Source organism: Lactococcus sp. NH2-7C (assembly GCF_029953655.1).
Lineage (GTDB): Bacteria > Bacillota > Bacilli > Lactobacillales > Streptococcaceae > Lactococcus > Lactococcus lactis.
Map to the genome: position 1 here is coordinate 217,954 of NZ_CP124538.1, position 19,709 is coordinate 237,662.

Genomic DNA, 19,709 nt, shown 5'->3' on the forward strand with positions numbered 1-19,709 from the left:
TTGGCTCTTTACTTTTGGTAGAAACATTTATTTTCTATTTGAACAGAATATGAAAATATTCTATTAAGTTTCTCACTCGTTCCTTTTCATTCTACAATCATGAATTATAAATTTCATTAATAAGTTCTTCTGTTTTATCCCAACCCAAACATGGGTCAGTGATTGATTTTCCAAATACTTCTGGTTTGTCTTGACGACCATCTTCAAGATATGATTCAATCATAAACCCTCTGACATATTTATGAATTTGTTCATCCCAATTACGATTGACTAATGTTTGGCGTACAATTCTTATTTGTTCCATATACTTCTTCCCAGAGTTATCATGATTGGTATCAATAACAATAAATGGATTTTTTAAGCCCATTTTTTCGTATATTTCAATACTTTCAAGAAGATTATCTGTATAGTAATTTGGATGGTTTTTACCATTTTCATCTTGTCCACCACGAAGGATGGCATGAGCTAATGGATTTCCTGATGTTTCTACTTCAGCATTCCCAAATAGAAAATCTTGGGATTGTTGGGCCGCATACATTCCATTAAACATAACTTTTAAATTACCTGATGTCGGATTTTTCATTCCTGTTGGGGCATCTATTCCTGAGGCAACAAAGCGATGTTGTTGATTTTCAACTGAGCGAGCGCCCACCGCGTAGTAACTTACTAAGTCATCAACTAACGGTAGATTTTCTGGGTATAGCATCTCATCAGCCGTAGTCAGACCAGTTTCAGTAATTACTTTATAGTGGAGGTCACGAACCATTTTTATCCCATTGATGAGGTCTGTGTGTCCATCTGCATCAGGTTCATGAATGAGACCTTTATATCCATCTCCGTTTGTCCTTGGTTTTGCAGTGTAAACACGCATCACAATAAAAATTTTATCTTCTACTTCTTTTTGAAGTTTTGACAATCTGTGAGCATATTCTAAAACTGCAGCTTCATTATCTGATGAGCAGGGGCCAATGACTAAGAGAATTCTATCATCTTCGCCTTTAATTATTGCTTCAAGTTCCTTATCACGTATTTCTTTCTTTTCTCGCTGCTCATCATTTAAATGATTTAGCTCTTTTACATCTTGAATGTTAATTTTGTTACTGAGTTCTTTAAAAGTCATCTTTTACCTTTTTTCTATATTTTTTTAGTAAAAATACTTAATAATATTTTACCTGCAATAAATTTTTCTATTTACTTTTTATGTGCCTCCTTTATAATAAAAAAAGACGTCCCAGGGGACGTCTTCTTTATCCCCTAGATGATTAACGAACATCAAAGAGGACCCACATTTTATTAGCCAAAAACTAATGTGGATCATTCATAAAGAAAAAATAAAATTTTTTAAAGTTGTTAATCATTTTGGAACCTCGATATTTAATATTATTAGTTAGTATAATTAAAATTTTTTGATTTGTCAATTATTTATCTATTTTTTCTTAATTTTATTTCAAAATTTCTTTTTACATAACTTTTATTATGTATCAAACGGTGAATAAAGAAGAAATTGAAGTATGGATGGAGTGTGCTGTATTTGCATTATTCATCGTATATAAGTGAATACCAGCAACATCCTCTGTTACTAAATCAACAATTTGGTCGATGGCATAAGCAATTCCAGCATCTCTTAAAGCGATAGGGTTATGTTCATATTTCTCGAGTATTCTAATAAATTTTGCTGGTAATGGCGTATTACAATTTTTTAATAGACGAAGAATTTGATTTCGATTGATTACTGGCATTATTCCAGCAAATATTGGAGTATTAATCTCAGCAATTGCGCATCGTTCTTGAAAATCATAGAAACTATCATTATCAAAAAATAGCTGCGTGATTAATCTGTCACAACCAGCATCTACTTTTTCTTTCAGATAATGAAAATCGCTCACTCGATTTACTGATTCGGGGTGAATATCAGGGTAGCAGGCACCTAAAATTTCAAAACTATCATCATAATCTTTGATAAACTTAACCAAATCACTTGCAAATCTAAAATCTTCTTTCATCGGTTCATCGCTGATATCACCTCTTAAAGCAAGAATTTTTTTGATTTGTTTATCTTTTAACCGTTCCAAAATTTCGATCACTTGATTTTTATCTAAATAAGCGGCAGGTAAATGAGCAACTGCTGGAATACCTAGTGTATTGTTTACATAATCAGCAAACTTTATAGTTGTATCACCAATGTTATCATAATTATTGTTACTACAAGTTACACTGATAAAATCTGGCGAAAGAGTTCTCAGGCTATTCAAAGTCTTTACCAAGTTGGTACTTCCAATTTGAGTTGTAGGTGGAAAAACTTCAAAAGAAAGAATTTTGGAATTATTTGTCATATTCAATTTTTTCCTTTCTTAGCTCCCTAGTTGCTTCAACTAAGTTTCTTAAACTAGGAATGGTTTCAGCCTTACCACGTGTCTTAAGACCACAATCTGGATTTACCCAAACTTGTTCAATTGGTAGTTTGGCCAATATTTTTTCTAATTGATTTTGTATTTCTTTTACACTAGGTATTCTTGGAGAATGAATATCATAGACTCCAGGTCCAACTAAAGTTTGAAAATGGTGAGCTTTTAATGCGTCGATAATTGATAGTTCACTTCTGCTTGCTTCAAAAGAAATTACATCAGCATCCATTGCGTCAATGGATGGAATAATGTCTTCAAATTCAGAATAACACATATGCGTGTGAATTTGTGTTTCTGGTTTTACTTTAGAATGAACTAAACGAAAAGCAGGAATTGCCCAATCTAGATACTCTTTGTACCAATCACTTTTGCGCAACGGTAACTTTTCTCTCAAAGCTGCCTCATCAATTTGAATAATCTTAATACCAGCTTTTTCTAAGTCAAGGACTTCTTCTTGAACAGCTAGTGCCAATTGTAAAGTACTTGCTTTTAACGAAATATCTTCTCGTGGAAAAGACCAATTTAGAATAGTTACAGGACCTGTCAGCATTCCTTTTACTGGTTTTAATGTTTGAGATTGAGCATAGGCTGACCAACGTACGGTCATAGCTTCTGGTCTAGTGATATCAGCCCACACGATTGGAGGTTTGACACAACGTGTCCCGTAAGATTGAACCCATGCTTTTTGAGTAAAAACATAACCTTCTAACTTTTCTCCAAAGTACTCAACCATGTCGTTTCGCTCAAACTCACCATGGACTAAAACGTCTAATCCAATATCTTCTTGGAGTTTAAGACATTCTTTAATTTTCTCTTTTAAAAATGTTTCATAGTCTGCTTGGCTTAGTTCCCCTCGTTTATTTTGTAGACGGGCTTTTCTCACCTCTGTTGTTTGGGGAAACGAACCGATTGTTGTAGTTGGTAAAAGCGGTAGATTAAGTGATTGGGATTGACTTGCTCGCCTTTCGACTAGTGACGGTTGCCTAGTGAAGTCTTTCTCTGTTAAATGATCAAGTTTTTGCTTAAGTTGTTCATTTTCTTGAACTCTTTTATTTTTAAAAAGCTCAATATTCTTATTCAATAAGGGAGTATTTTTATTAAAATAAATTTCTGCAATTTCATCAATTTCATTTAATTTTTCTGTGGCAAATGAAAAATGTTTAAGAATTTCTTTTGATAATTTTGTCTCATTTTTTACTGTTACTGGAACGTGTTGTAAAGAGCAGCTTGTATTAATTACGATATTTTCTACTTCATCTAATGCAGCTAGTAGTTCAAGTGTCTTTTGATAATTATTACGCCAAATATTCTTTCCATTTACTAGTCCTGCAAAAAGTATTTTCTCTTTGGGAAAACCGTATTTTTGAATAAGAGCTAAAGAATCTCTTCCTTCTATAAAATCAAGACCAATACCCTCAAAATTAAGATTTATTATTTCTTTATAGCTATCACGAATATCTCCAAAATATGTTTGAAGAAGTATCTTAAGGTTGTTTTTACTCTTAAGTAGTTCTTCATAAATACTCACAAATAAATTTTTTTCTTCTTCAGTTTGGTCTAAAACAAGTGCTGGTTCTTCAATCTGTAACCATTCTACTCCTAGTTGATTAAGTTCTTTTAGTAGTGTTTGAAAAGCTACAACAACCCCAGATAATACTGTATCTTTCGTGGCTCCTGACTTGTAATCTGCTAAAACTAAAAATGTATATGGGCCAATAATTGTTGGTCTAGTTTCAAATCCAGCAGCTTTTGCTTCCTTATATTCATTTAATAATTTTGAAAAATTTGCTTTAATAATCGTATCTTTATTAATTTCCGGAACTAAATAATGATAATTTGTATTGAACCATTTTTTCATTGGTCTTGCTTTTACGTCATTTTGTTTATCTTGGAAACCACGCGCTAATGCAAATAAAGTATCTAGTTCATTTAATTCTAAATTTTTATAAGACTCTGGAATTGCACCTAGAGCGATTGATAAATCTAAGGTTTGGTCATAGAAAGAAAAATCATTAGAAATAGGTAAGTCAATTCCAGCTTCTTTTTGACTTTTCCAATTTTCTAAACGAATTTCTTTAGCCACTTTTTGTAATTCTTCTTCTGTAATTTCTTTACGAAAATACTTTTCAAGAGCAAATTTTAATTCACGGTTTGAACCGATGCGTGGGAAAGCAATAATTGATTTTTTCATAGTCATAGTCTCCAATTTTTAATAGGTCTATATTATCAAATTTAATAAAACTTTAATAATACATTTTTAATATGATGACCTATAGTTTTAAACTATAGGTTAATCAGAGAACAATAAAAAGCCCAAGTAAATTTCTTGGACTTTTTGTATTTCCTTATCTTCTTCGCATTAAGTGAATTTTATCCTGTAAAAAAGGTGGAATAACAATTGAACTTTCTCTATCTTCTTTAATAATTATTGATTTATCTTCTAATATATCGATTACTTTAATAAGATGTGGAAGAGAAATTTCTAATTTTTTGAAAAAATTTTTTCCTTCCTCCTCTATCACAGTAACATGGTAGGTCTGCTCAATTTGTGCCTCATCAAGCGTTAGTTCCACTTCGTTTTTCACCCAAAATGATTCTGTAGGAATTTCTGAGCCGTGAGGGTCAGTTGCTGGATATCCCATTAAGACATATAGAGATTCAATCAACCTAGGCGATGAAGCATGTTCTAAATTTTCGGCTTCATCGTGTACTTCCTCCATTGTATAACCAACCTTTTCAAAAAGAAAAGTTTCCCAGACCCGATGACTCTTTAAAATAAATCTCGCTTCATGCTTCCCTAAGTCTGTAAGTGATACCCCATAATAAGGTTTATGGATAACAAGTTCTTTTTTGGCTAATCGTTTAATCATTTCAGTGGCGCTTGGTGATGATACTGATAATTTTTGAGCAATGGCATTAATACTAACAGATCCATTATTTTCATTTTTTAGGCTATATATTGCCTTTAGATAGTCTTGTTCATTTTTTGATGTTTTCATTTTTTCACCTTACTTTTCTTGATTTAATTATAGCATAGACTATACCAAAGTAAAATAAAAGTGGGATAAATTATCACCACTTTTATTTTTTATTTAAAGTAATTCACCGTATTTTGAAACAAATATTTTTTTAAATATGGTGACAAGCATCATATACATCACTACTGTTAAAATTAGCCATGGGAAAAAGTTAATTGGTAAAGCCATTAAACCAATTGAATGTCCAAAGCTTGTGAATGGAATGATTGTGAGTCCAATGATTCCCATGAAAGTTAAGATTGTTAATGGAGCCGAAGCACGACTTTGTAAAAATGGAATTTTAGGAGTACGAATCATATGGATAACCAAGGTTTGAGTCCACATTGATTCAGCAAACCAGCCAGTATGGAAGAGCGCGATAAATCCAATATATGCTGTACTTCCAGGAACAAGAGAGCTAAATGGTCCAAATGTCGCTGGACAAATCACAAAGAACATTAGGAGATAAGTTGTAATATCGAATACGGAACTGGTTGGTCCAATCCATAACATGAATTTACTTACAGAACTTGCATCCCATTTTCTTGGAACAACCAAATATTCTTCATCGACATTATCCCAAGGAATAGCGGTACAAGAGAAATCATAGATTAAATTAAGTAAGAGAATATGAATAGATAACATTGGGATAAATGGTAAAAATGCACTAGCGATTAGAACTGAGAACATATTACCAAAGTTAGAACTTGCTGTCATTTTTATATACTTAATCATGTTAGCATAGGTTTTTCTTCCTTCAATAATTCCTTTTTCAAGAACCATTAAATCTTTTTCTAACAAAATTACATCAGCTGACTCTTTGGCAATATCTACAGCACTATCTACTGAAATTCCAACGTCAGATGATTTCATTGCTGCTGCGTCATTAATACCATCTCCCATATAGCCGACACTATTGCCTGAATTTCTAAGTGTTGTTACTATTCTGGCTTTTTGTTGAGGTGATAACTTAGCAAAAACAGAAGCTTCCTTGGCAACCTTTGCCAATTCATTATCATCTAATTGGTCGATATCAGAGCCTAAAATAGTTTTATCAACTGGAAGTCCTACTTGTTTGCAAACTGAACGAGTAACTTTATCGTTATCACCAGTCAAGATTTTAACTGATACCCCATATTTATTGAGTGCTTTGATTGCTTTTGCTGTAGATTCTTTGGGTGGATCTAGAAAGGCAAGATAACCCATTAACACCATTTCAGATTCATCTTGAACCGAGAATGTATCTACTGGTGAAGGATTTGTTTTTTGAGCGACTAAAATCACGCGCATTCCTTCTTCGTTAAGTTCATCAACTTTTTTTAGAATATATGCTCTGAGTTCAGGAGTTAAAGGAACAACATTTTCCTTATCTTCAACCAAAGTACAGATGTCTAACATTTCTTCAGCTGCACCTTTAGTAATCATTTGAGTTTTTGAAGTCGCTCCATTAGTATTATTGCTTTTTACTACAACACTCATCCGACGTCTTTCAAAATCAAAAGGAATTTCATCAACTTTTGTATATTTACTACTTAGACCACCCAGTTCAGGATTTTTATCTTGCTTGGCTTCGGCTCCTTCGATAATTGCCAAATCCATTAAATTTTTTAAACCAGTTTGGTAGTAACTATTCAAAAATCCATGTCTTAATACTCGAATATTTTCTTGCCCATGAATATCTAAATGACGCATTAATACTACTTTATTTTGTGTTAATGTTCCAGTTTTATCAGTGCAGAGAATATTCATTGAACCTAGATTTTGAATAGAATTTAGGTTCTTGATGATTGTTTTTTCTTTTGACATTGTGACTGCACCTTTTGCTAGGCAAGTTGTCACAATCATTGGTAACATTTCTGGTGTTAAACCAACAGCAACTGCTAAAGCAAATAGTGCGGCTTCCATCCAATCACCTTTAGTGAAACCATTGATCAATAAGACAAATGGAACCATAACTAACATAAAGCGAATAAGGACCCATGAAACTGAGTTAACGCCTTTTTCAAAAGTTGTTTTAGTTGAGTCTTCGGTTACACTTTTTGCCATTTCACCAAAAATGGTCGCATCTCCAGTTGCAATTACAATTCCATAAGCACTACCAGAAATGACATTTGAACCCATGAAGGCTAGGTTTACTGATTCTGTGATTGAATCATCTTTTTCATCAGTAGCTAAATCTAGTTTTTCTACTGGTTCGCTTTCACCAGTTAAAGAGGCTTGGCTGATAAATAAGTCTTTTGCTTGAATAATCCTAAGGTCTGCTGGAACCATGTCTCCAGCTGATAGATGGATAATATCGCCTACGAGAACTTCTTCAATAGGAATCTCTTGACTTCCTGATTCTAATCTATGAACGTTTGTCGTCGTCGTAATCATTTTTAAGAGATTCTCAGCAGCATTTCCACTTCTAGTCTCTTGAACGAAACGCAGAATTCCTGAGATTAAAACCATTGTAGTAATGATAATGAGTCCTTGGGGATTTTTCTCACCAGGAGCTGCTAAGATAATATCCGTAAAAGCTGAAACTAATGCTAAGACAAACAATATAATGGTAAAAGGATTGATGAACGCTTGATAAAGCCGTTTAATAAGTGAAGTTTTTTTACCACGCGTAATCGTATTATCTCCATATTGTTCACGAGAGATTTCTACTTGTTCTTCACTTAATCCTTTATTTGATGTTTTAAATTTTTGAAATAGCTCCTCTTTTGTAGAAGTTTTTGCAAATTCTAATCTTGCATTTATTTCATTGTTATCTACAAATGTTGTAGCTCTTTTTGTGTTTTCGAGTGTTTTTCTAATTTTTTTCATTGGTCTGTACCTCATATTCTATAATATTTTTGTCTGTACAGTCCCAAACGTTAGGCACTTTAAAGAAGGTGATAAAAACGGAAAGCTGCTCTTATCACGTTAATTATCTGCGGCCTATCAGGCTCGGGACTATTAATACTCTGGGATTCCATTTCCGTTTTCACCTCCTTTTTAAATATAAAAAACCTTGCCTACAAAACTTAAACGTAGGCAAGGGAATAATTCCAAAAAAGATACCACTACTATAGAGCGAATCAGTTACAAGCTATCGTTCAAGCTTTAGCTCCGCAGGGCAATGTTGTTGCACTATTTCACGCCTTGTTTGTCGACGTGAACTGTTAGAACTGTTAGCCCTCTCATCGTGTCTCCACGACTCTGCGGCAGCAACCCGTATCCCTGCGGTAGCCTCACCTACCGACGATTATGTCATAGACATAACCTTTATTATTATAACTGACATATTCTTTTTTGTCAATCTTTTTTATTTTTAATTTACTATAAACTCTGTTGCACCATTCATTGCCCAATCTTTTGATAAAAATAACGAATTATCAATATGATAGTTGACCTTGCTTGGTGTCTTCATGAATTTTTCAATCGCTTTGTCTGTGGCTAACCAACCTTTAGTACCAAAGTGGACGGTATCTCCAGAGGCATAAGGCGTGTCATACATATCTGTTAAGTCAGCAATTTGATAAAAGCCTTGGCTGCGCAATTGTGTTTTAATTTTAGAGCTGAAATTTTCGAGTGTTGCTTTTGATACTCCTGTGTAAGATGACCATGAGCCATTTACTGGTTGGATAACAAATAAAACGTCATTATTATTTTTTGCAAATACGTTCAAAAGTTGTTGGAAATCCTGATACTCTGGACTTTCTAAATAGGAAACATGCTTTTTAAAATTTTCAAGATGTTTGTATTTAGATTTTATTTTCTTATCCCAAACTTGGTTATTGATTTGAAAAGGATTGTTATTTGAACTATGTTTTCCTTGGTCAACTGCTAATTTTTCTAAGTTTTCAGAGGTTGGATCTTGGGGTAATTCTTTAGCAAACTTATTAATTTTTGGCGTAAGTCCGAGAGGTTGTGCCGTGAATTGTGAAACACTTGAGAAGAGTAAATCTTCTTTTCGCCAAAATTGAAGATTGGTCGCCACAGTCATTTTTTGTAGAGTGGTCAGTGGTTTTTTATCTGCTAGACGTTCTAGAGAATTATAAATCGTCTCTTCAGATTTAAGCGATCTAAATCTTAATAAATGTTTTGCAAGTTGGGTGGTGGTATTTGCTTTAGGGTCTGCTTCTTTTAACCAACCGTAAATCTCACCTTTGGATACAAAGTTTTTCAATTCACTTTCAACAATTCCTTGTTTTGAAAACCATTGTGGACTAATGACAAAAACAATTTTACGATTTTTTAACTCATTTGCCACAGAGTTCATGTAGAAAAAGTGGGTTAAAGTAGTTGTTCCTGGTTGTCCTACTAAAAATGGTGTAAAACCAGAATTGTATTTTTTGAAATAGGCACTTGGGTGAAAAGAATCCACATGTTCCATTTCTGATGAACCAAGAACTGGTAAAAACTCGGGGTCTGAATAGGCTTGTTTTTTAATTGAATAGCCTGTAAAGCTTGGAGTATTTAGTGGTGATTGAGCAAATTTAACAAGTTGGTCTTTTGAGTATTTCATACCAACATTTATTGGGAGAAATATCAGTAAGCCAACAAGGGCTAAAGCTGCAATTAATGGGCCAATGGCTCTAAAGATTTTAATTTTCATCCTTTTTTTCCTGAACACGTGCTGCTATTTTATTTGCTGTATTCCAATCTTCACGGTCCATTTCTGATGGTGGAAGACTGATATCAAAAGCACCTTCTAATTCAACAATGAGCATGATGGCTCTCATTGAATCAAGAATTCCTTCTTCAAACAAATCCATGTCTAAGTCTTCACGGAATTCGTCTGTGCCTGATACGGTTTCGATAATATCAAAAATTTGTTCTTTCATTTTTCTTTCTCCTAATGTTTTTTTATAGTATGCCTAACGACTTTTAGAAGTTAGGAAGTGGGAAATGTGGATCTATGCAGTGCATAATAATGTAATTTGGTATTCCTGAGAAGATCAGGAAACTGATAAATACTAGATTAAATGTAATGAAGATGCTTATAGCACTTGTCCATTTATTATCTGGAATTTTCCAGTTTTTACGCTTCTTCAGACGTTTCCATGCGTCATAACCAATCATTAACATGGCGTGGTAAAAACCATAAAGGATGTAATACCAAGTTAAACCATGCCAAAATCCCATGAGTAACATATTTGCAAGGTAACCAATATTCGAGATAGTTACCATATTTTTAGACCATTTTTTGACCATGAATGTTTTCACTAATCTCATGAATACAAAGTCACGGAACCAAAAACTCAAGGTCATGTGCCATCTTTGCCAAAAATCGTGAATATTTTTAGCTAAGAATGGTTTGTTAAAGTTATGGGGGAGGTCATATCCCATTAAATTGCTGACACCAATAGCAAAGAGCGAGTAGCCAGCAAAGTCAAAGAATAGGTAGAGGCCATAAGCATACATTGATGAGGAAACATTCAAGAAGCTTGGATGTATCGTTGCAGAGATTGCAATACCATGTAGCCAATATTGGTCAATCAAGTATCCAATGATGAATTTATAAAGGAAACCTTGGAAAATTCTAAAGACTCCTTTATTTAATAAATCAAGGTATTTCTCAGTGACAACTGGCGCTTTGAGTTCTTTAACAAAACGGCGGAAGCGGTCAATTGGTCCTGATGAAATCGTTGGATAGAAATAGAGAAAGTAAAGAAATTCTTTAAGAGGAACAGCTTTAATCAGTCCGTCTCTTATTTCCATAATCATGGCCACTGTCTTAAAACTAATGTAAGAGATTCCTAAGAATCCAAGAATCGAACCTGGTCCTGGTCCTGGATTAAGCAGCGGATGCACTTTGACAATCACTAATGGCAAAATAGAGAGCAGAATGATGAGATAGAAAACAAAACTCTGATTCTTGTTTTGTTTTACTCTGTACCACTCGTAAAATTTAACAATAATAGTTTGGAAGACTCCGAAGCCGATTAAAGCCCAAATTGTCACTGTTCCTGAAAATGTCAGCCAAAGAAAAGCGATAGTCAGTAAGACTTGATACCACATGAGTTTTTTGCCCAGAAGCTGGGCGATAACGATAGGAATTAAAGCAAATCCTAAAATCAAGAAGTAAAAGGGTGTTGAATAGGGTTGCACTAGTTGCCACCTCGCTCTTTTTGGGCGAGTGCCTTGCGGTCAACTTTGCCATTTTGATTCAATGGGAACTTTTTAAGGTAAACAAACTTAGTTGGCATCATGTAATCCATAATTGTTTTTGAAAGTTCAGCTTTGAGTACTTTAGTGAAGGCGCGTTCGGCTGCACGGTCTTCAAATGTTTTTTCCGTTTCTAAATAAGCAATTAACGCGGTGACTTTATGCTGGTCATTCGTTTTCGGTAAGACTACTGCTTTTTCAATCTCTTTTAAGTTTTGAATATTGGCTTCAATATCTTGAAGTTCAATACGGAATCCGTTAAATTTAACTTGAAAATCAATTCGTCCTTGGTAACGAAGCATTCCGTCAGCGGAAATTGAACCGGCATCTCCTGTATGATAGGCGGGTTTGCCGTCCACTGTGAAAAAGGCTTGCTCAGTTTTTTCTGGATTTTCAAAGTAACCTTTGGCTACCGAATCACCAACAATGATGATTTCCTTATCCATAATTTTTAAGTCAACACCTGGTTTGGCAAAACCAATTGGAACACGATCATTTTCTGTCAGTAATTCTTTCGTAATTTTTACTGATGAAATGGCTCCTGTTGCTTCTGTCGGACCATAAGTATTATAAATATTTGCTGACGGAAAAGCTGTCAGTAATTTTTCTGCTGTTTTCTTTGTTAATTCTTCGCCACAGAAAATAAATTGAACTAATTGAGGGTGTTCTTTTTCAGTGAACGAGGGGTCCAATAAGCAAATATCAACAAATGATGGTGTTGAAATCCAAGTATTGATGACCGTTTTATTCAAACGTTCAAAAAGTAATTTGAAGTTTGTTGTTTCGTCACGTGAAAGAGAAATTAATGTTCCGCCAGTTGTAAGACTTGGGTACAAGCTGAAAATTGATAAATCAAAGCTGTAAAGGGCTTGTGACAAGATTTGATTATTTTCAATTTTCATAAAATCATTGTTCATCCAATTGGTGAAAGTCACAAGATTATCATGACTGACTTCAACACCTTTTGGTACCCCTGTTGTTCCAGAAGTATAAATAATATAATTGCTGTCATTTCCAGAAACTGCTTTAGAAAAATCAAGTGCTGGAAGTTTGTCAGTCAAAATCTGGTCAGTAAGTTCAACTGAAATTCTGTCAGTAAAAAGTGCTTCAAAATCTGCTGACAGTTCAACTGTTGTAAGTACTACCGCTGGTTTTGCCGCTGTTTTAATCATTTCTGTCCGCTCAAATGGAGTGTGAGCATCAACAGGAATATAGGCGTGACCAGTTAAATTTGTCGCAAGCATAGCTGCTAAAGTGATAAAATCGTTTTTACCGAAAATCAAGATTGGACGCTGATTTAAATTGCGTTCATTGATTTGTTCTGAGATATGTGAAACCGCGGCAAATAATTGACGATAAGTAAATTTCTGCTCACGCTCAGCAAGTACGATAAGGTCTGGTTCATTTTTTGCAATTTCAAAAATTTGTTCTAATAATTTCATAATTAACCCTCTAATGATTGATTCTCTCTAAAATTCATTATAAATAAAGTGCGCACCGCCAGTATGACTGTAGGAATAAAGATAGAGTAGAATTAATATAGTTATAAAGTAAAATATTGTTTTAGCCAAAAATAGACGAATTTCTTTTTTCTTGTCCATTGGAACTCCTTTTATCTATAAAGTAATAAGAGGTTTTTAGAATAGTCCGTTAATCTCATATCATTTATTACTCTGATTATAACATTTATTAAGGAAAAAAAACTTACATTTGTGTAAGTTTAATTTATATAATCAAAAGAAAACGTAATCATTTTATTTATTGTATTTTTAAGGGGTACAACTTCTTTTTTAATTAATTTTTTGCTTAATTTTTTGAACAATTTTTTTGGCATTTTCGGCTGCTGTCAGCAAAGAAATTACCGCAATTCCGTTCAGACCAATTTTTGAGAGCTCTGTCAGTGAATTTTCAGTAATTCCGCCAATCCCAACGATTGGCAACTGATTAGACAAGAGCATTTTTCTTAAATGATTAATCCCAATTGGTTCTGCTGCGTCGGATTTACTATTTGTTGGATAAATCGGACCAATTCCCAAATAATCAGCCCCACTTATCTGAGCAGCTTTAAGTTCTTCATCATTGCTGACGGAAAGCCCTACCCACATTTCTTGGCCAATCAGCTCGCGAATTTTACTGACAGATTCATCTTCTTGTCCAACATGAATCCCATCTGCTGACAATTCACGCGCTAATTTAACATCATCATTTACAATAAAAGAAACAGCCGATTCTTGGGCTACCTTTTGTAACCTTTTTGCTACTTCAAATCGTTGATTTTTATTTTTATAAATTGTTCCCTTATCACGAAATTGGTAAACCGTAATTCCACTTTTAATGATTACAGAAATTTGCTCAATAGCATCATCTATTGAAAGGTTTGGAAAATCTTGTGGCCCAGCAATAAAATACAGCCTCAAGTCTAAAATTTTATTTTTCATTAATTGTCACCCAATGATTTAATGGTCCATGTCCATGACCAACATTTATTGTTTGTGAAATAGCTTCAGTAATAAATAATTTAGCTTTTGGCATCACCTCTTTTAAATCTTCTCCTAAAGCTAAATGAGCTGTAATATAAGAAGAAAGTGTATCTCCGGTTCCGTGTGTTCTTTCTGTCAGTAATCTTTTAGAGTCATAAGTACTGACAGAACCATCTGTCATCAATAAATAATCCCTGACTAGTTCTCCATTACCATGTCCACCTTTAATCAGCACATTTTTAGCACCTAACTTTTGAATATCATGAAGGGATTTTAAAATTTCCTTTTCGTCAGTAATTTTATAGCCACACATAACCTGTGCCTCTTCCAGGTTGGGAGTGACCAACTCTGCTAAAGGTAACAATTCATTTTTTATCAAATCAATAGCTTCTTTTGTCAAAAGAATTGCCCCGCCTTTAGCCACCATTACCGGATCAACCAGCAAATGCTTCGGTTTATATTTTTTCAAGCCTTGAATTACCGCTTCAACTTGAGCAACATCAAAAAGTGCACCCGTTTTAGCTGCTGAAATTTTCAAATCAGAAAATACTGAGTCAAATTGAGCCAAAATAAAATCTTTATTTGTCGGTAAGATTTCTTGTACACCATATGTATTTTGTGCTGTCAACCCTGTCACAATCGTTGCCGAATATACTTTTTGATTATGAAAAGTTTTTAGGTCAGCATTAATACCAGCCCCACCAGAAGAATCAATTCCAGCGATTGTCACAACTTGAGAAACATCAATCATTTCTTTTTCTCCCTTACTTAACCTCTTGCATCGCTTGATAGATTTTATCAAGAAGACTATTCACAAAATTTCCTGGTAGATTTTCTACTTGCTCAGTAGCTTTCACACCAGATTCACCGAAGAATTCTGTGGCTTCATGAGCCGCCTTAAATAAATTATCAGATACGGTCGCAAAAGTTCCAACAATCGCTGACAACATGTCCCCACAGCCAACATTAATTTTAAAAAGTGGACTATCAGTTTCAACAAATAGTTCCTCAAACCCATTAGAAATAACATCAACTTTTCCAGTTTGAATAATGACTGCTCCTGTTTTTTTAGCAGCAAGTCTCACTTGCTCAACTTCTAAATTTGACTCAAGTGCATCAATTCCTTTGTTAAAGCTTTCTTTATCAGCAAACCAAGCAATTTCTGCTGAATTTCCACGAATGATATCAAATTTAACCTCTTGCATTAATCTTTTGACAAAACTTGCTCTAAAAGGGACATTGACAGCAACTGGGTCCAAAATTAAAGGTTTGTGCTTTTGATTTGCTAACTGACAAATAGTCAAAAAAAGCGGATAATCCTTTTCTGAAATGGTTCCAATATTAACCACTACAGCATCTGCAATTTCAACTAAAGTTTCACTTTCTGAAATTTCCGCAGTCATTAATGGTGAACCACCAGCAAAACTAATCGCATCCGCAACTCTTTGTGGAGTTACAAAATTCGCTAAATTTAAGATAAGTGGTTGTTTTTCTTGAATCTTTTCTAAAATTGACATCAAAAAACTCCTTTATAGACACAAGGAGGGCTCTAGTATGATAAGAAAATAAGCTAAAAGATTTTCATAAAGAAAATACAATTAAAACTCGGACACATTCTTACGCAGGTCTTAACCTGTTCAAGTCTGATGGTCTTTCTCAACCGGTAATTTTAGTTTTTACCAGTACCCATTGTGTTATTGATTTATTTTTAAAACTACAACTACTTTAACATATTTAAACTAAAAAAACTAATTTCGCAAATATACAAAAGAAAAAACCTAGCCCAAAAGGCAGGTTTTTCTTATTTTTTATACTCATCAATATGAGGGTCAACACTTTCTTCTTGACGATTAGTTTTTACCCAATCATTTTTAGAGTTGAAATATCGAATGGCTGACTGTGGATAAATTTGAGTTAAAATAAGTAGAAATTTCGTCAGATTAACCGTATCTTTCACTACATCCCACACCCTTGTTTTTTCTTGCGACTTCTCTTTATTATAAAGAATAGCCCATACAAAATTCACAAAGATAATATAAATTGACATCACGATAAAAAGCACAACAACAATTTTAAGTGATTGAGTAATCCCTGATAGGATAGCAGAATTAACAATCATAATCAGTGTATAAATTACAATGATATATTCAATCCCCATTAACCAGGGTTTCAGTAGGGTCATCAATAATTCAAACTTCTGTTTATTCTGCAATTTTTTTGACCGAATAGTCGGCAAAATATATTTTGAAGATTGAATATTTCCCTGTGCCCACCGCACTCGTTGTTTAACCAAAGCCTCATTATCATTGATAATCCCTGTTTGTTCAATGTAAATATCATCGAATTGAGCATTTTTAACTTCAATATCAGATAGAAAAAGACGAGTTGATAAATCAAAATCTTCAACAAGTGAATCTGTCCAAGGGTCTTCATTCAATGCCTGAAGAGTACTTAATTTACAGAATTGACCATTTCCACCAAAGGCAACAGTATTGGTCAAACTTCTAAAAGACTGTGTAGCATTGATAATTTCAGAAAATTCGAGATCCTGAGAAGCATCTTTAAGTAAATTTGCAACACGGACTTTTGATTGTAAGCCAGTAAGTTTATCATCATGATTAAAGGCACAATTGACTTTTTCAAAGTAATTATGATCAAGTTTTGTATCAGCATCGATTATCGCAATTAGGACATCCTCAGGAGCAATTCCTGCTTCTTGAATTTGTTCACTAATTTGATAGTAAGCCCAATTGAGAGCTACTCCTTTTCCCTGCTGTGCATTAGGTTTCAATCGTTTTAATACATTTAATCTAGGATCCTTAAGTTCAGAAATTTTTTCCAATGTGTGATCATCACTTGCATCATCAATAACTGTCACCACTAGATTTTCGTAATTATTTTTTAAAATACTTTTTAAAGTTGTTTGAATCACTAATTCTTCATTCAGACATGGGATTAAAACATGGATATGGAACTGCTTTTTTAGTCCTTCATTTTTTAAAGTAAGAGCGTTAATTCTTTGTCTTTTACTATAAGAATACCAAAGAATGAAGACTTCCACAGTATAATAAAGAAAAACAAAAACTGAAAAAAGAAAGAAAATATAATTGATACGGTCAAAAATATCAGCAAAAATATAACTCTTTTCCCAATAATGATATCTTACGATATATAAATAGAGGAAAGGGAGACTTGATCCAATATACAATAGTATTTTTGATCTTGGTCTTATAAACTTTTTTAATCCAGTATAAATGCTCAAAAGCATAATGACTACTACTTCAAATATTTGCAAAGCAAAATAACTATTAAATACTTTTTCATTAAACCTAACAAAGTTAGTCGGAGGTTCAATCAAAAAGATATAGCCATATACCCCCAATGCAATTAATATTAAAATTAAAAACGGTTTTATAGTGGATATTTTTTTCTTAGATTTTTCACCCTTATATCCAATTACTAAAGCAAAAGCAATTATTGGGAGAACAAATTGAGAAACCACTGTCAAGCTTTCAAGCCAATGAGCTAATAATACACCATGATTAAGTTCTATCCCATTAAAGAAAGCTTCTTGGGCAAAACTAAACGTAATATTCATTTGAGTCCCAGAATAGACAATCAGGGCTACTAGATAGATTACTAGGAGAGCATATACAGTATTCTTTATGCTTTTACTTATTTGCTTCAGATCAACACCAGTAAACTTACAAAAACTTAAATACATAATGGGCATAAAAGGAACAATTAAATACCTAATATCCATATTACTTACAATCGAAAAATCAAACCTTTGGTGTTCAATCAAAATTTTAAAAAGAAATCTAAAAACGATAATAGGTAATGTAATAAACCATAAAGAGGCAATTATCGTTGCTAAATTATAGATTAAGCGTTTTTTTGTCGAAACATAGTAAGCTAAACCACAACAGAATAAGGTAAATATGGCAATCAAAAATCGAAAAGAAAAGAGCTGTGGAACAGCATGCTCACCTCCTACGAGATAAGTTAACGATACGATTAAGCGATTTGAACCATAAATTAAGAAGCCGAAAACACCGATAATACTAAGATTTTTAACTGAATTAGGGACCTTTTCACTATCAGTAATGATAAAAAATGAACTCAGCATCAAAGGAGCCACAAAAAAGAAAAGTGTAAAGAATTTTTCCCTGGTAGTAAAATTTGATAAGCGGAAAATAAACTCAAAATTAAAGAGGAAGATAAAAATGAGACAGACAGACTGGAAAGACTTTAAATTAATTTTTTTATTTTTCATTTAGAATATTAACAATCTGCAAGGAAGTTGTTCCGTCACCATAAGGATTCTTACTTCCTGACATCCTTTCATATTTAGTCTTGTCTGTCAGTAAAGTCCGAGTCTCATTAACAATATTTTCTTTTGAAGTCCCCACAAGTTTTAAAGTACCAGCCAGTACACCCTCGGGTCTTTCAGTTGTATCACGTAAAACAAGCACTGGAATCCCTAAGAAAGCCGCTTCTTCTTGAATTCCACCAGAGTCAGTTAAAATCAACTCGGCATGACGCATCACATTATGAAAGTTAATTGTATCCAGCGGGTCAATGATTTTAATATTACTATGTTCCAGTAATTTTTGCGCTTTTTCACGAATGATTGGATTCATATGAATTGGATAAATGATTTTATATGTTTCTTTAAATTCATCAGCGATCTCTGCAATTCCATCAAAAATTTCTTCTAAATCACTCAAATTTTCACGACGGTGAGCCGTCACTAAAATCATTTTCTTATCAGCTTGCCATGATAAAGCTTCATTTGTATAATCATCCTTTAAAGTATACTGAAACATATCTATAGCACTGTTTCCAACTACAAAAACCTGTTTTTTGGGCTTACCTTCTTTTAAAAGATTTTCTTTCGTCATTTCCGTTGGTGTAAAATGATAATCAGCCATCAAACCAACAATTTGACGATTCATTTCTTCAGGAAATGGTGAAAATTTATTGTAAGTTCGCAAGCCTGCTTCAATATGTGCCAACTTTATCTGATTAAAATAAGCAACCAAACTTCCAGCCAAAGTAGCTGCAGTATCACCATGAACTAAGATGACATCTGGTTGTTCCTTTTTAATAATTGGGTCAAGACCGCTAATTGATCCTGCCACAATTTCTGATAAACCAGAATATTTTTCCATGATTTTCAAATCGTAATCAACTTCCACAGAAAATTCATCTAAAAGTTCATTGAGCATTTCTTTGTGCTGCCCTGTGTTAACCAGAACAATTGGATTGCCTTGCCTTTTCGCCTCTTGGATTACTGGATAAACTTTAATAAATTCTGGCCTAGTCCCAAATATAAAGAGTAACTTTTTCATCTCTACCTCACCATCTATAATTAATATTTTATTACGGCTAACTACTTTAAATGTACCTTAAAAACTATATACTTATATTCTATTAAATAATAGTATCAAGAGCAACTGAACTGCTTTTGTCCCGTATTAAATTAATATTATGCATTATAAAAGTATGGTACAAATGTACCACACTGTCATTTTGGTGTAATTATTTAAAGACGCTGTACGATATATTCTAGCATATAAAACTTACATCAGTCAACATTTTATAGTTTTATCTTAAAAGTTTTATAAACTTTCAATAGATTAAAAAAAACTGCCAACATAATGTGA

General features: G+C 33.5%; 15 protein-coding genes and 2 riboswitches. All 15 genes read right to left on the reverse strand.

Going from position 1 to position 19,709, the window contains the following annotated elements:
• Positions 1-97 precede the first annotated feature (97 nt).
• The 15 genes from QJV49_RS01045 to wecB all read right to left on the reverse strand — a co-directional run bounded on the left by QJV49_RS01045 (position 98) and on the right by wecB (position 19,394).
• The gene (locus QJV49_RS01045; RefSeq protein ID WP_225511411.1) at positions 98-1,120 is read right to left on the reverse strand and encodes a 3-deoxy-7-phosphoheptulonate synthase; all 1,023 of its coding nucleotides are present in this window, start codon (positions 1,118-1,120) and stop codon (positions 98-100) included.
• Between the two features lie 361 nt (positions 1,121-1,481).
• Positions 1,482-2,333, reverse strand: a complete 852-nt coding sequence (gene metF, locus QJV49_RS01050) for a methylenetetrahydrofolate reductase [NAD(P)H] (RefSeq protein ID WP_225511412.1) — start codon at positions 2,331-2,333, stop codon at positions 1,482-1,484.
• Positions 2,323-4,596, reverse strand: a complete 2,274-nt coding sequence (gene metE / locus QJV49_RS01055; RefSeq protein ID WP_225511413.1) for a 5-methyltetrahydropteroyltriglutamate--homocysteine S-methyltransferase — start codon at positions 4,594-4,596, stop codon at positions 2,323-2,325. Before metE ends, metF begins: the two co-directional genes overlap by 11 nt.
• A gap of 154 nt (positions 4,597-4,750) precedes the next feature.
• On the reverse strand, positions 4,751-5,404 hold the full coding sequence (locus QJV49_RS01060) for a metal-dependent transcriptional regulator (protein ID WP_225511414.1): 654 nt from the start codon (positions 5,402-5,404) through the stop codon (positions 4,751-4,753).
• A gap of 93 nt (positions 5,405-5,497) precedes the next feature.
• Positions 5,498-8,233 carry a magnesium-translocating P-type ATPase gene (gene mgtA / locus QJV49_RS01065; protein ID WP_225511415.1) on the reverse strand — a complete coding sequence of 912 codons (2,736 nt, stop codon included), beginning with the start codon at positions 8,231-8,233 and terminating at the stop codon, positions 5,498-5,500.
• Positions 8,234-8,489: 256 nt separating this feature from the next.
• Positions 8,490-8,659, reverse strand: a riboswitch (M-box (ykoK) riboswitch).
• Positions 8,660-8,720: 61 nt separating this feature from the next.
• On the reverse strand, positions 8,721-10,007 hold the full coding sequence (gene dltD / locus QJV49_RS01070) for a D-alanyl-lipoteichoic acid biosynthesis protein DltD (RefSeq protein WP_225511416.1): 1,287 nt from the start codon (positions 10,005-10,007) through the stop codon (positions 8,721-8,723).
• Positions 9,997-10,236: a D-alanine--poly(phosphoribitol) ligase subunit DltC gene (gene dltC, locus QJV49_RS01075; RefSeq protein ID WP_003130226.1), complete on the reverse strand. Its 240-nt coding sequence runs from the start codon at positions 10,234-10,236 to the stop codon at positions 9,997-9,999. Before dltC ends, dltD begins: the two co-directional genes overlap by 11 nt.
• Positions 10,237-10,279: 43 nt before the next feature.
• The gene (gene dltB / locus QJV49_RS01080; RefSeq protein WP_225511417.1) at positions 10,280-11,503 is read right to left on the reverse strand and encodes a D-alanyl-lipoteichoic acid biosynthesis protein DltB; all 1,224 of its coding nucleotides are present in this window, start codon (positions 11,501-11,503) and stop codon (positions 10,280-10,282) included.
• Positions 11,503-13,002 carry a D-alanine--poly(phosphoribitol) ligase subunit DltA gene (gene dltA / locus QJV49_RS01085; protein ID WP_225511418.1) on the reverse strand — a complete coding sequence of 500 codons (1,500 nt, stop codon included), beginning with the start codon at positions 13,000-13,002 and terminating at the stop codon, positions 11,503-11,505. Before dltA ends, dltB begins: the two co-directional genes overlap by 1 nt.
• 27 nt (positions 13,003-13,029) lie before the next feature.
• Positions 13,030-13,161, reverse strand: coding sequence for a teichoic acid D-Ala incorporation-associated protein DltX (locus QJV49_RS01090; RefSeq protein ID WP_225511419.1), 132 nt, complete (start codon positions 13,159-13,161; stop codon positions 13,030-13,032).
• Between the two features lie 189 nt (positions 13,162-13,350).
• Positions 13,351-13,998 carry a thiamine phosphate synthase gene (thiE, locus tag QJV49_RS01095; protein ID WP_225511420.1) on the reverse strand — a complete coding sequence of 216 codons (648 nt, stop codon included), beginning with the start codon at positions 13,996-13,998 and terminating at the stop codon, positions 13,351-13,353.
• Positions 13,988-14,791 carry a bifunctional hydroxymethylpyrimidine kinase/phosphomethylpyrimidine kinase gene (thiD, locus tag QJV49_RS01100; protein WP_225511421.1) on the reverse strand — a complete coding sequence of 268 codons (804 nt, stop codon included), beginning with the start codon at positions 14,789-14,791 and terminating at the stop codon, positions 13,988-13,990. Before thiD ends, thiE begins: the two co-directional genes overlap by 11 nt.
• Before the next feature lie 13 nt (positions 14,792-14,804).
• A complete protein-coding gene (gene thiM, locus QJV49_RS01105; protein ID WP_225511422.1) occupies positions 14,805-15,557 on the reverse strand; it encodes a hydroxyethylthiazole kinase in 753 nt (250 codons plus the stop codon).
• Positions 15,558-15,637: 80 nt separating this feature from the next.
• Positions 15,638-15,740: riboswitch (TPP riboswitch) on the reverse strand.
• A gap of 101 nt (positions 15,741-15,841) precedes the next feature.
• Positions 15,842-18,316 carry a glycosyltransferase gene (locus QJV49_RS01110; protein WP_241892290.1) on the reverse strand — a complete coding sequence of 825 codons (2,475 nt, stop codon included), beginning with the start codon at positions 18,314-18,316 and terminating at the stop codon, positions 15,842-15,844.
• Entirely contained in the window at positions 18,306-19,394 is a 1,089-nt protein-coding gene (gene wecB, locus QJV49_RS01115; RefSeq protein ID WP_225511424.1) for a non-hydrolyzing UDP-N-acetylglucosamine 2-epimerase, read from the reverse strand. Before wecB ends, QJV49_RS01110 begins: the two co-directional genes overlap by 11 nt.
• Positions 19,395-19,709 lie beyond the last annotated feature (315 nt).

What these genes read in the sequence shown, in the direction of transcription:
- QJV49_RS01045 (WP_225511411.1), bottom strand. Translation starts at nt 1,120, where the DNA reads ATGACTTTTAAAGAACTCAGTAACAAAATTAACATTCAAGATGTAAAA.
- metF (WP_225511412.1), bottom strand. Translation starts at nt 2,333, where the DNA reads ATGACAAATAATTCCAAAATTCTTTCTTTTGAAGTTTTTCCACCTACA.
- metE (WP_225511413.1), bottom strand. Translation starts at nt 4,596, where the DNA reads ATGAAAAAATCAATTATTGCTTTCCCACGCATCGGTTCAAACCGTGAA.
- QJV49_RS01060 (WP_225511414.1), bottom strand. Translation starts at nt 5,404, where the DNA reads ATGAAAACATCAAAAAATGAACAAGACTATCTAAAGGCAATATATAGC.
- mgtA (WP_225511415.1), bottom strand. Translation starts at nt 8,233, where the DNA reads ATGAAAAAAATTAGAAAAACACTCGAAAACACAAAAAGAGCTACAACA.
- dltD (WP_225511416.1), bottom strand. Translation starts at nt 10,007, where the DNA reads ATGAAAATTAAAATCTTTAGAGCCATTGGCCCATTAATTGCAGCTTTA.
- dltC (WP_003130226.1), bottom strand. Translation starts at nt 10,236, where the DNA reads ATGAAAGAACAAATTTTTGATATTATCGAAACCGTATCAGGCACAGAC.
- dltA (WP_225511418.1), bottom strand. Translation starts at nt 13,002, where the DNA reads ATGAAATTATTAGAACAAATTTTTGAAATTGCAAAAAATGAACCAGAC.
- QJV49_RS01090 (WP_225511419.1), bottom strand. Translation starts at nt 13,161, where the DNA reads ATGGACAAGAAAAAAGAAATTCGTCTATTTTTGGCTAAAACAATATTT.
- thiE (WP_225511420.1), bottom strand. Translation starts at nt 13,998, where the DNA reads ATGAAAAATAAAATTTTAGACTTGAGGCTGTATTTTATTGCTGGGCCA.
- thiD (WP_225511421.1), bottom strand. Translation starts at nt 14,791, where the DNA reads ATGATTGATGTTTCTCAAGTTGTGACAATCGCTGGAATTGATTCTTCT.
- thiM (WP_225511422.1), bottom strand. Translation starts at nt 15,557, where the DNA reads ATGTCAATTTTAGAAAAGATTCAAGAAAAACAACCACTTATCTTAAAT.
- QJV49_RS01110 (WP_241892290.1), bottom strand. Translation starts at nt 18,316, where the DNA reads ATGAAAAATAAAAAAATTAATTTAAAGTCTTTCCAGTCTGTCTGTCTC.
- wecB (WP_225511424.1), bottom strand. Translation starts at nt 19,394, where the DNA reads ATGAAAAAGTTACTCTTTATATTTGGGACTAGGCCAGAATTTATTAAA.